Genomic DNA, 12032 nt, shown 5'->3' with positions numbered 1-12032 from the left:
ACAGTGCGGAAATAACATAACGATGAGGTTTTACATGCGTAAAATTAAAGGGTTACGTTGGTACATGATCGCACTGGTGACGCTGGGCACCGTGCTGGGCTACCTGACGCGTAATACCATAGCGGCGGCTGCGCCAACGCTGATGCAGGAACTGAATATTTCCACACAGCAGTACTCCTACATTATTGCGGCCTACTCTGCGGCTTATACCATCATGCAGCCGGTTGCCGGCTACGTTCTGGATATTCTCGGCACCAAAATCGGCTACGCGGTCTTCGCCGTGACCTGGGCGATTTTCTGCGGCGCAACCGCGCTGGCGGGCAGCTGGGGTGGCCTGGCGCTGGCACGTGGTGCAGTCGGTGCGGCAGAAGCCGCAATGATCCCGGCCGGTCTGAAAGCCGCGTCTGAGTGGTTCCCGGCGAAAGAGCGTTCCATCGCGGTCGGTTACTTCAACGTCGGTTCGTCTATCGGGGCGATGATTGCTCCGCCGCTGGTGGTGTGGGCTATCGTCATGCACAGCTGGCAGCTGGCGTTCATTATCTCGGGCGTGCTGAGCTTTGCCTGGGCGATGGCATGGCTCATTTTCTACAAGCATCCTCGCGATCAGAAAAAACTGTCTGAAGAAGAACGCGAATACATCATTGGTGGTCAGGAGTCTCAGCATCAGACCAACAACGGCAAGAAAATGACCGTGCTGCAGATTCTGGGCACCCGTCAGTTCTGGGGTATCGCCCTGCCACGCTTCCTGGCAGAACCGGCCTGGGGTACCTTTAACGCCTGGATCCCGCTGTTCATGTTTAAAGTTTACGGCTTTAACCTGAAAGAAATTGCGATGTTCGCCTGGATGCCAATGCTGTTCGCTGACCTCGGCTGCATCGTCGGTGGCTACCTGCCACCGCTGTTCCAGCGCTGGTTTGGCGTGAACCTGATTGTGTCGCGCAAAATGGTCGTGACCATGGGCGCACTGCTGATGATTGGCCCAGGGATGATTGGCCTGTTCACCAGCCCGTACGTGGCCATCGGCCTGCTGTGCATCGGTGGCTTTGCGCATCAGTCTCTGTCCGGCGCGCTGATTACCCTCTCTTCTGACGTCTTTGGTCGTAACGAAGTGGCAACGGCGAACGGCCTGACCGGGATGGCAGCCTGGACGGCCAGCACCATGTTTGCCCTCGTCGTGGGTGCTCTGGCAGATACCATCGGCTTTAGCCCACTGTTCGCCGTGCTGGCGATCTTCGACCTGATGGGCGCGGTGCTTATCTGGACGGTGCTGAAAAACCAGTCTGCTGAGGAGCTGGCGAAAAGCTCGCTCGGTGGGCCTGCGACACAAAGTTAGCGCTGTCGCACACTGAAAATGCCGCTCTCTGGAGCGGCTTTTTTATTGGCAAATCTGGAGGCTGACTCGCAAAAGTGGTATAACAAATTATCCGCCATACCCTTCCTGGAGCGCATATGGAAATCAACGAACCGCGTCGTCTTTATCAGCAGCTTGCCGCGGAGCTAAAAACTCGCATTGAGCAGGGCGTTTATCTGGTGGGTGAGAAGTTACCTGCGGAACGCTACATCGCTGATGAGAAGAGCGTGAGTCGCACCGTGGTTCGGGAAGCCATCATCATGCTCGAGGTTGAAGGCTACGTCGAAGTGCGTAAAGGGTCAGGTATCCATGTGATTTCCAGCCAGCCAAAACACTCGCCTGTGCCGGATGAAGAGCTGGAGTTTGCCAACTACGGTCCTTTCGAGCTGCTTCAGGCGCGCCAGCTGATTGAAAGCAACATTGCTGAGTTTGCAGCCACCCAGGTGACCAAGCAGGACATCATGAAGCTGATGGAGATCCAGGATAACGCGCGCAAAGAAAAATGTTTCCGTGACTCCGAGTGGGATCTGCAGTTTCACGTTCAGGTCGCACTGGCCACGCAGAACACGGCTCTGGCGGCTATTGTTGAAAAAATGTGGACTCAGCGCGTTCATAACCCGTACTGGAAAAAACTGCACGATCACATTGATTCCCGTACCGTTGATAACTGGTGCGACGACCACGACCAGATTCTCAAGGCCTTGATTCGCAAAGATCCGCATGCGGCAAAACTGGCCATGTGGCAGCATCTGGAGAACACCAAGCAGATGTTATTTAACGAAACCAGTGACGACTTCGAATTCAATGCCGACCGCTATCTTTTTGCTGATAATCCGGTTGTTCACCTTGATACAGCTGCCAGTCACGCAAAATAGTGACCCGGTCCTCCGGCAGGCGCTTTGCTGCGCCTTCCGGCTGGAGTGGGTAAACAAACCTCTATAGTGTCAGCCTGTGTAAATACCCTCGCGTCATCTCCTCGGGTTAGCCAAAATCATCCTTCATCACGATGCAATTTCTGTGACGAACAACCTCTGGCTTTGTTACAATTGGATTCATTTTGCATTTAAGTTAGTTAGTGCTTGCTTACCTAGCCGTTTAACAAGGATCAGTTCTGGCCACACAATGTGTCCGCGAGCGACCATAATAAAATCATAAAAAATGTCGCCGTGCTGATTGACCCGGTTGACAGGTGCGACGTTAACCGATTTCCAGGAATACTGAATGGAACTTTTGACCCAACTACTGAACGCCTTATGGGCTCAGGATTTCGAAACGCTGGCCAATCCCTCCATGGTCGGCATGCTCTATTTTGTCCTGTTTATGATTCTGTTTCTTGAGAACGGTCTGCTGCCAGCCGCGTTCCTGCCCGGCGATAGTCTGCTGGTGCTGGTCGGCGTCCTGTGCGCAAAAGGGGCGATGCAGTTCCCACAAACGGTCGTCCTGCTGACCATTGCCGCCAGCCTCGGTTGCTGGGTGAGCTATATCCAGGGACGATGGCTGGGTAATACGCGCATCGTGCAGAACTGGCTTTCGCATTTACCGGCTCATTATCATCAGCGTGCACACCACCTGTTCCACAAGCACGGGCTGTCTGCGCTGTTGGTTGGCCGTTTTATCGCCTTTGTGCGAACGCTGCTGCCAACAATTGCCGGTCTTTCCGGTCTTAACAGCGCGCGTTTCCAGTTCTTTAACTGGATGAGCGGCCTGCTGTGGGTGTTGATCCTGACCACTCTGGGCTACCTGCTCGGCAAAACGCCGGTGTTCCTCAAGTACGAAGACCAGCTAATGTCCTGTCTGATGATCCTGCCGGTGGTGCTACTGGTGTTCGGTCTGGTGGGATCGCTGGTGGTGCTGTGGAAGAAAAAGCACGGGAGCCAGGGGTAAGTTATGGCCAGCCCGAACCTTGCATTGCGCCGTTTATCCTGGGCCATGGTGGCGTTGCTTATGTTCAGCGCCATGCTGCTGGCATGGTCCGCCCTGCAGACGCAGGACTCGACGCTGGCAATCCGCTCTGTGAATCGCGGTGCCAGCATGCCGGACGGTTTCTCCGTCTGGCATCATCTTGATGCCAACGGCATTCAGTTCAAAAGCATCACGCCAAAAGACGACGTCCTGCTGATCACCTTCGACTCCAGCGCACAGAGCGCCGCGGCGAAAAAAGTGCTCGACCGCAGTATGGCCCACGACTACATCATTGCCCAACAGGATGAGGATAATGAGGCCGCTGCCTGGCTGACGCGTCTGCGCGATACTTCACGCCTCGCCGGCTAAACTTCCACTATTCTGAATCTTTTCACTCACTTTGGTGATATCACCGTTTACTTACTATGCTTAAGTACGCGGAGCACCTGCCACTCGTACTCCGCATGACTCTGGAAATTGACACACCCACCGGTGATGTCGAAAACAATGGAAGGTTTCAACAATGAATTACCGCATCATTCTGGGCCTCGCCCTTTTTTCGTTAAGCACAGCAGCGTTCGCGAACTCCCCCTGCCAGGAGAAGGAACAGGATATCCAGCGCGAGATCAGTTACGCTGAAAAGCATAACAATCAGAACCGAATCAACGGGCTGAAGAAAGCGTTAAGCGAAGTGAAAGCGAATTGCTCCGACAGCCAGCTGCGTGCCGATCACCGGAAAAAGATTGCCGAGCAGAAAGATGAGATTGCAGAGCGCCACCGCGATCTGGCGGAGGCCAAAGAGAAAGGCGATGCAGACAAAATTGCTAAACGTGAGCAAAAACTGAAAGAGGCGCAGGACGAACTGAAAGCGCTGGAATCTCGGGATTATTGATATAACGGAAGTCTCAACAGGAGAGAATCATGTCAAAAGATACCACGTCAGAACATTTACGAGCTGAACTGAAATCCCTGGCGGATACCCTGGAAGAAGTGCTGAGCTCTTCGGGCGATAAATCGAAAGAAGAGCTGAGCAAGCTGCGCAGTAAGGCACAGCAGGCTTTAGAAGAGAGCCGCTATCGTCTGGGTGAAACCGGTGATGCACTGGCGAAACAGACCCGTGAAGCCGCCGCTCGCGCCGATGAATACGTGCGCGACAATCCGTGGGCAGGCGTGGGTATCGGAGCCGCAGTCGGCGTCGTTATCGGCATGCTGCTTACGCGACGTTAATTATGGAAGATTCACGTCAACCACACGGCCCCGCTAAAAACGTTCTTGGTATCGGACAGCGGATTTTGACCACCCTCGTTGGCATCGCGGAGACGCGCATCCGGCTGGCGGTGGTCGAACTGGAAGAGGAGAAAGCAAACCTCTTCCAGCTGCTGCTGATGCTGGGGTTGACCATGCTCTTCGCCGCCTTTGGTTTAATGAGCCTGATGGTATTGATTATCTGGGCTATCGATCCGCAGTACCGCCTCAATGCGATGATCGCAACGACCGTGGTGCTGCTGCTTGCCGCCCTGATCGGGGGAATATGGACGATGCGCAAAGTGCGCCACTCCACCCTGTTACATCATACCCGTAAGGAACTGGCTAACGATCGGTCATTGCTGGAGGATGGCAAGCCGTGAGCAGAAGCCGATCTGAACGTCAGCGAGATAAGGCCTTTCTGCTGAGCCAGATTCAGCAGCAGCGGCTTGATCTGGCGGCCAGCAGTCGGGAGTGGCTGGAAGTGACTCACGCATACGATCGCGGATGGAATACCTTCCTGAACCTACGCGCCTGGGCGCTGGTGGTAAGTAGCATTATGGCGGTGCGGGCAGTCCGTCACCCCAATATGCTGATCCGTTGGGCGCGCCGTGGTCTGGGCGTCTGGAGCGCCTGGAGGCTGGTTAAATCCACGATTAACCAGCAGCAATTGCGCAAATTCGACGCGCGTTGACGTGACAGCCTGCTTCATCTGATAAAGCGCCTGAGGGCGCTTTACTTATTTCTGCTCCGCCCTTCCCCGCTGCGTTTACTCAATATCTTTGATGAAGATTGACAGTTTTCCTTGCTAACAATTGCCTTTCACCCCGTTTATGATTCTCTCCATCGACAGCAACATCGCGGCATCCGCCCGATAATGCACACTAAACCGTATTTACAGCCCACGTGGTTCCCTGGAGAGTAAGATGAAAAAATTAGAAGATGTTGGTGTACTGGTAGCGCGCATTCTGATGCCAATCCTGTTTATTACCGCAGGTTGGGGTAAAATCGGCGGCTACGCAGGTACCCAGCAGTACATGGAAGCGATGGGCGTCCCGGGGTTCCTGCTGCCGCTGACCATCCTGCTTGAACTGGGCGGTGGGCTGGCGATTCTGTTCGGTTTCCTGACCCGCACCACGGCGCTGTTTACCGCAGGCTTTACGCTGCTGACCGCGTTCCTGTTCCACAGCAACTTTGCCGAAGGGATGAACTCCCTGATGTTCATGAAAAACCTGACCATCTCAGGCGGCTACCTGCTGCTGGCTATCACCGGTCCGGGTGCGTTCAGTATCGACCGCGTCCTGAATAAGAAGTGGTAAGCACGCTATACTGAATTAAAAAAGCGAGGAGATATCTCCTCGCTTTTGCTATCTGAGGAGGAATACATGGGACAACTCGTAGACGGCGTCTGGCAGGACATCTGGTATGACACCAAATCCACCGGCGGACGTTTTAAACGTTCCACATCCGCCTTCCGCAACTGGCTGACGGCCGATGGTGCCCCCGGCCCGAGCGGTGAAGGTGGCTTTGCAGCCGAGAAAGATCGCTATCATCTGTACGTTTCGCTGGCCTGCCCCTGGGCACACCGCACGCTGATCGTGCGCGCCCTGAAAGGGCTGGAATCGCTGATCCCCGTTTCGGTTGTGCATCCGCTGATGCTGGAAAACGGCTGGACCTTTGGGGATGACTTCCCGGCGGCGACCGGCGATACACTGTATCACCATGATTTCCTCTATCAGCTCTACCTGCAGGCCGATCCGCACTACACCGGACGCGTGACCGTCCCCGTACTGTGGGACAAGAAAAATCAGACCATCGTCAGCAATGAATCGGCTGAAATCATCCGCATGCTGAATACTGCCTTCGATGCCCACGGCGCCCGGGCCGGTGATTTTTACCCCCCTGCGCTGCGCGATAAAATTGACGACCTGAACAGCTGGATTTACGACAACGTTAATAACGGCGTCTATAAAGCCGGGTTTGCCACTAGCCAGGAAGCGTACGACGAGGCAGTAACGAAGGTGTTTGAATCGCTCGGGCGGCTGGAGCAAATTCTGGGACAGCATCGCTATCTCACCGGCGACCAGCTGACCGAAGCCGATCTGCGCCTGTGGACCACACTGGTGCGATTTGACCCGGTATATGTCACCCATTTCAAGTGTGATAAGCACCGGATCAGCGATTATCTCAATCTGTATGGCTTCCTGCGAGACATCTATCAGATGCCGGGCATCGCGGAAACCGTCGATTTTGACCATATTCGCCACCACTATTATTGCAGCCATAAAACCATCAATCCGACGGGCATTATCTCCATCGGTCCGTGGCAGGATCTTAATGAGCCGCACGGCCGCGACGTCCGCTTCGGCTAAGTCTTCAGGGCGCTTTCTGGCGCCCTTTACCCTCCTTTTATTCCCGTCTATGCTTTTAGAAAACAAGCGATTAATTGCTACTGAGGCCACAAAAAAATGGACTGGTATCTAAAAGTACTGAGAAATTATATTGGGTTTAAGGGTCGTGCCCGGCGCAAAGAGTTCTGGATGTTCACCCTGGTGAACTTCATCCTGATATGCGTGCTGAGTTTGATCGACAAGATGCTGGGTTGGGAGCGGGCTGGCGGAGAAGGTATTATCACCACAATTTATGGCGTGCTGGTGTTTCTGCCCTGGTGGGCCGTGCTGTTTCGCCGCCTGCACGATACCGACCGTTCGGCATGGTGGCTGCTGCTGGTGCTGATCCCGGTGCTCGGCTGGCTGATAATCTTGCTGTTCAACTGTCAGCGCGGGACGGAAGGTGAAAACCGTTTCGGCCCGGATCCCCTGCTAAATCGCTGATGAACTGCCCGGCGGCGCTGCGCTTGCCGGGCCTCGAGATGGCATTATCGTTGGGTGAACAGCTTCTGGATCTCGCGCAGACACCAGGATTTAGCTTCGCCCATACTGTCCCGACGCCACGCCATAATAATGTCCACTTCGCTAGTGTATTCCGGGCTAACCACCCGCAACCGCCCTTCGGCAATGTCTTTTTCCACAAACGGATACGGCATGGTGGCTACGCCCAGCCCGGCCAGCAGCGCCTGACGCTTATCTTCCAGCGTGCTGACGGTAAGGCGCGGCTGTTTATCGAGCAGCTGCACGGTTAATACCGGACGCTCGCGGGCGGTATCGGCCACCGCCACGCCGCGATACTTCACGCGGGTGACTTCGGACAGTGGCTCAGGTTCCTGATGAATCGGGTGATCCGGGGCCGCCACATACACGTTCATCACTTTATACAGCTTGCGGGAGTTGATCTCGGACGAGGAGCGAAAGTGCATGTCCGGGGCAATCACGATATCCGCTCTGCCCTGCTCCAGGCGCTCCCACGCCCCGGCAAGCACTTCGGTAATGATCGACAGCTGAGTGTTGGCCTTCTCCGCCAGACGATCCACCAGCGGGTAGAGCGCCGAGGTCGGCACCAGCGCTTCGGTGACCAACGTCAGGTGGGTTTCCCAGCCGCGCGCCAGCGCTTCGGCATCGGTGGTGAGCTTATCTGCCGCTTCCAGTAGCACGCGGCCACGCTCGAGCAACATCCTTCCCACGTTGGTGAATTTTGTTCGATGACCGGAGCGGTCAAACAGCACCACATCCAGCTCTTCTTCCAGCTTCTGCATGGTGTAGCTCAGGGCGGATGGTACGCGCCCCAGTTCATCCGCCGCGGCCGCGAAGCTGCCCCGCCGGTCAATTGCGTCCATCACCCGCAGTGCTTCAAGGGTCAATGCTCTCTCTTTAGCCATGGCGTTCTCATTCAGGAAATTTGAACATACCGGGCAGAATATCTGGCTAACAATGCAGCGTCCATACCTTTACCATTGTTTTAGTGTAAAGAGAGGTCAAGAATTATGATTACGACAAGAACAGCTAAACAGTGCGGACAAGCCGATTTCGGCTGGCTGCAGGCCCGCTACACCTTTTCCTTTGGCCACTACTTTGACCCGAAGCTGTTGGGCTATGCCTCTTTGCGCGTGTTAAATCAGGAGGTGCTAGCACCTGGCGCCTCCTTCCAGCCGCGCACCTATCCGAAAGTGGATATCCTGAACCTCATTCTTGAAGGCGAAGCCGAGTACCGCGACAGCGAAGGCAACCATGTGCAGGCGAAAGCGGGCGAAGCCTTGCTGATCGCCACCCAGCCGGGCATTAGCTACAGCGAGCATAACCTCAGCAAAGATAAAACGCTGACCCGCCTGCAGCTGTGGCTGGATGCCTGCCCGGAACGGGAAAATCCGCCGGTGCAGAAGATTGATTTACAGGGGGGTAAGCAGCAGCTGCTGGCTTCACCGGACGCCAGCGCGAACAGTTTGCAACTGCGCCAGCAGGTGTGGCTGCATCATATCGAACTGGATAAAGGTGAGCGCCTGAGCTTCCAGCTCCACGGACCGCGCGCCTACCTGCAATCCATTCACGGGACGGTGCATGCGTTAACCTCTGCGGAAGAAAAAGAGGCGCTGACCTGCGGTGACGGGGCGTTTATCCGCGATGAAGCGAATATTACCCTGGTGGCCGACACGCCGCTGCGTGCGCTGCTGATTGATTTGCCGGTCTGATCCTGTGCTGCCGGGTATGTTGACACTCACCCGGCAAGCACGGACTGCTTACTCGCTCAGAGCCTGGGCGATTTGCGATCGGACCTCGGCACGCTGTTCTGCCGTCAGGATCTTGCTCACATCGAAGTAATATTTCACGCGATAGTAACGCGCCTGCTCTTCAATCCGGCTGAACGCTGCCAGCTGCTCTTTAACCGCTTTTTCATCCCACTTGCCGGACTGGATCACATCAATCAAAACCCCTTCTTTCACATTGGTGGTTGGGATTTTGAAGACGTTTTCTTCCAGCTGCTTGTGCAGGGCTTTGATCTTCGTGACCTGATCGTTGCTCAGCTTCAACTGCTGAACAATCGGATCCTGTGCTGGCTCTGGTGCAGTTGCGACGTCTGCCGCCTGCGCCATACCAGTAAAGCCCGCCAGGGTGGCCGTCATCAGAGCGATACGGAAAATCTTTTTCATTTCATATTCCTTAATTATCTGTCAGTGAAGAACCCGGGAAGTATTTTGCAATTGCGGATGTCGGTCTGTGATGAAGTATATAAACAATTGTGTATGTATAGGCGGCAGTGAGGCACATCCACAGATGTTGCCCTGGCAGGCTGCAAAAAAAGCCCCCTTACAGAAAGGGGGCGTGGTGACAGGATCGGACTTACAGCGCGTGAGTAAAGGTCCGTGAAATGACGTCCTGCTGCTGCTCGCGGGTGAGCGCATTAAAGCGCACCGCGTAGCCCGACACGCGGATCGTCAGGTTCGGGTAGTTCTCTGGATGTTCAATCGCATCCATCAGCATCTCCCGGTTCATGACGTTGACGTTCAGATGCTGCCCGCCTTCGATGGACGCTTCGTGGTGGAAATAGCCGTCCAGTAGCCCCACCAGGTTAGTTTTGCGGATCCCTTCGTCCTTACCCAGCGCCTGCGGCACGATGGAGAAGGTATACGAAATACCGTCTTTGGCGTAGGTGAAAGGCAGCTTTGCCACCGAGGTCAGCGAGGCCACCGCGCCTTTACGGTCGCGCCCGTGCATCGGGTTCGCCCCTGGCGCAAACGGCGTGCCGCCACGACGACCGTCTGGCGTATTGCCGGTCTTCTGGCCGTACACCACGTTGGAGGTGATGGTCAGAATTGACTGGGTCGGCACCGCGTTGCGATAGGTTGGCAGCGCCTGAATCTTCTTCATAAAGCGCTCAACCAGGTCGCAGGCGATGCTGTCCACGCGGTCATCATTGTTGCCGTACTGCGGGTACTCGCCTTCGATGACGAAATCGACCGCCAGGCCCGTGTGGTCGCGCACCGGTTTGACGGTGGCGTATTTGATGGCCGACAGGGAGTCTGCCGCCACGGAGAGCCCCGCCATTCCGCACGCCATAGTGCGATGCACGTCGCGGTCGTGCAGCGCCATCAGCGAAGCTTCGTAGCTGTATTTGTCATGCATGTAGTGGATCAGGTTCAGCGCGCTCACGTACTGCACCGCCAGCCAGTCCATAAAGTGATCGAGGCTCGCCATGACGGTGTCGTAGTTCAGCACATCGTCCAGCAGCGGTGCGGTCTTCGGCCCGACCTGGATTTTGAGCTTCTCGTCCACCCCACCGTTGATCGCGTACAGCAGCGTTTTCGCCAGGTTGGCGCGTGCGCCAAAGAACTGCATCTGCTTGCCGATCACCATCGGGCTGACGCAGCAGGCAATGGCGTAATCGTCGCTGTCAAAATCGACGCGCATCAGATCGTCGTTCTCATACTGCAGCGACGAGGTGGCGATCGACATGTCTGCGGCGTATTTCTTAAAGGCGATCGGCAGTTGTTCAGACCACAGGATGGTCAGGTTCGGCTCCGGTGCTGGCCCCATGGTGTGGAGCGTGTGCAGATAGCGGAACGACGACTTGCTCACCAGCGTGCGGCCATCCAGCCCCATCCCACCGATCACTTCCGTTGCCCAGATCGGATCGCCGGAGAACAGGGTGTCGAACTCCGGCGTGCGCAGGAAGCGCACCATGCGGATCTTCATGATGAAATGATCGATCAGCTCCTGAGCCTGGATCTCGTTCAGACGCCCCGCCTGCATGTCGCGCTCAATATAAATATCGAGGAAGGTCGCCGTACGCCCCAGCGACATCGCCCCGCCGTTTTGCGATTTCACCGCCGCCAGATAGGCGAAATAGAGCCACTGCACCGCTTCCCGGGCGTTCATTGCCGGACGGGAAATATCGCATCCATAACTCGCAGCCATCTGCTGGATCTGCAGCAGCGCGCGCTTATGTTCCGATAACTCTTCACGCAGGCGGATCGTCGCTTCCAGATCCACGCCGCGCTCCATATTCGACTGCAGATCGGCAAACTGCAGTTCGCGCTCACGCACCAGATAGCTGATGCCGTACAGCGCCACACGGCGATAGTCACCGATAATACGCCCACGACCGTAACCGTCCGGCAGGCCGGTGAGCACGCCCGATTTACGGCAGCGCATCATCTCCGGCGAATAGACGTCAAACACGCCCTGATTGTGGGTTTTACGCAGATGGGTGAACGTGTATTCGAACTGCGGATCCATTTCGCGACCGTAGGCTTCAAACGAGCTGCGGATCATGTTGATCCCGCCGTACGGGTGCAGGGCACGCTTAAGCGGCTTATCCGTTTGCAGCCCCACCACCGTTTCAAGTTCTTTGTCGATATAGCCCGGTCCGTGGGCGGTAATGGTGGTTGCTACGTTGAGGTCGAAATCGACCGGGGCGTGGGTGGCGTTTTCCTGACGAATGCCCTGCATTACCTTCTGCCACAATGCCGTCGTGGCAGGCGTGGCCTGCGCCAGGAAGGATTCGTCCCCCTCGTAGGGGGTGTAGTTGTGCTGAATAAAATCGCGCACGTTAATGCTGTCTTGCCAGTCGTTGCCGCGAAAGCCGGCCCACGCGTCGCTGTAAGGGGCGACACGGGTATCCATTGTTACTTTCATGATGTTCT

15 protein-coding genes are annotated in these 12032 nt (G+C 55.8%); 12 read left to right on the top strand and 3 right to left on the bottom strand.

What is annotated here, in order from left to right:
- Positions 1-34: 34 nt before the first annotated feature.
- The 11 genes from M8014_RS21675 (at position 35) to M8014_RS21625 (ending at position 7332) form a co-directional block, all read left to right on the top strand.
- Entirely contained in the window at positions 35-1333 is a 1299-nt protein-coding gene (locus M8014_RS21675; RefSeq protein ID WP_271284427.1) for an MFS transporter, read from the top strand.
- Between the two features lie 116 nt (positions 1334-1449).
- Positions 1450-2226, top strand: a complete 777-nt coding sequence (gene exuR / locus M8014_RS21670) for a transcriptional regulator ExuR (protein WP_271284426.1) — start codon at positions 1450-1452, stop codon at positions 2224-2226.
- A 346-nt stretch (positions 2227-2572) separates the two neighbouring features.
- Positions 2573-3235 carry a DedA family general envelope maintenance protein YqjA gene (gene yqjA / locus M8014_RS21665; protein WP_271268247.1) on the top strand — a complete coding sequence of 221 codons (663 nt, stop codon included), beginning with the start codon at positions 2573-2575 and terminating at the stop codon, positions 3233-3235.
- A 3-nt stretch (positions 3236-3238) separates the two neighbouring features.
- Positions 3239-3622: an EnvZ/OmpR regulon moderator MzrA gene (gene mzrA / locus M8014_RS21660; protein WP_271284425.1), complete on the top strand. Its 384-nt coding sequence runs from the start codon at positions 3239-3241 to the stop codon at positions 3620-3622.
- Between the two features lie 154 nt (positions 3623-3776).
- On the top strand, positions 3777-4145 hold the full coding sequence (locus M8014_RS21655) for a DUF1090 domain-containing protein (RefSeq protein WP_271284424.1): 369 nt from the start codon (positions 3777-3779) through the stop codon (positions 4143-4145).
- A 29-nt stretch (positions 4146-4174) separates the two neighbouring features.
- Positions 4175-4480 (top strand): ElaB/YgaM/YqjD family protein, encoded by a 306-nt coding sequence (locus M8014_RS21650; protein ID WP_271268250.1) that lies wholly within the window; start codon positions 4175-4177, stop codon positions 4478-4480.
- A gap of 2 nt (positions 4481-4482) precedes the next feature.
- Entirely contained in the window at positions 4483-4881 is a 399-nt protein-coding gene (locus M8014_RS21645; RefSeq protein ID WP_271284423.1) for a phage holin family protein, read from the top strand.
- Complete coding sequence (locus M8014_RS21640; protein ID WP_271284422.1) at positions 4878-5192, top strand: YqjK-like family protein; 315 nt, start codon at positions 4878-4880, stop codon at positions 5190-5192. Before M8014_RS21645 ends, M8014_RS21640 begins: the two co-directional genes overlap by 4 nt.
- A gap of 232 nt (positions 5193-5424) precedes the next feature.
- Positions 5425-5817 carry a DoxX family protein gene (locus tag M8014_RS21635; RefSeq protein ID WP_271284421.1) on the top strand — a complete coding sequence of 131 codons (393 nt, stop codon included), beginning with the start codon at positions 5425-5427 and terminating at the stop codon, positions 5815-5817.
- Positions 5818-5883: 66 nt separating this feature from the next.
- A complete protein-coding gene (locus tag M8014_RS21630) occupies positions 5884-6870 on the top strand; it encodes a glutathione S-transferase family protein (RefSeq protein ID WP_271284420.1) in 987 nt (328 codons plus the stop codon).
- 96 nt (positions 6871-6966) lie between these two features.
- Complete coding sequence (locus tag M8014_RS21625) at positions 6967-7332, top strand: DUF805 domain-containing protein (RefSeq protein ID WP_271284419.1); 366 nt, start codon at positions 6967-6969, stop codon at positions 7330-7332.
- 44 nt (positions 7333-7376) lie between these two features.
- Here the strand turns inward: M8014_RS21625 and yhaJ are convergent, their stop codons facing one another.
- Complete coding sequence (yhaJ, locus tag M8014_RS21620) at positions 7377-8273, bottom strand: DNA-binding transcriptional regulator YhaJ (protein ID WP_271284418.1); 897 nt, start codon at positions 8271-8273, stop codon at positions 7377-7379.
- Positions 8274-8378: 105 nt separating this feature from the next.
- On the opposite strand from yhaJ, the gene M8014_RS21615 reads away from it, so the two are divergent.
- Complete coding sequence (locus M8014_RS21615; protein ID WP_271284417.1) at positions 8379-9080, top strand: pirin family protein; 702 nt, start codon at positions 8379-8381, stop codon at positions 9078-9080.
- A 48-nt stretch (positions 9081-9128) separates the two neighbouring features.
- Here M8014_RS21615 and M8014_RS21610 read toward each other — a convergent pair whose 3' ends face one another.
- Positions 9129-9539, bottom strand: a complete 411-nt coding sequence (locus tag M8014_RS21610) for a Spy/CpxP family protein refolding chaperone (protein WP_271284416.1) — start codon at positions 9537-9539, stop codon at positions 9129-9131.
- 190 nt (positions 9540-9729) lie between these two features.
- Positions 9730-12024 (bottom strand): formate C-acetyltransferase, encoded by a 2295-nt coding sequence (gene pflB, locus M8014_RS21605; RefSeq protein ID WP_271284415.1) that lies wholly within the window; start codon positions 12022-12024, stop codon positions 9730-9732.
- Between the last annotated feature and the right edge of the window lie 8 nt (positions 12025-12032).

It is taken from the genome of Silvania hatchlandensis, assembly GCF_025564065.1.
GTDB lineage: Bacteria > Pseudomonadota > Gammaproteobacteria > Enterobacterales > Enterobacteriaceae > Enterobacter > Enterobacter hatchlandensis.
The sequence above is the reverse complement of the archived record's forward strand: the minus strand, read 5'-3'. Positions and strand labels throughout refer to the sequence as shown.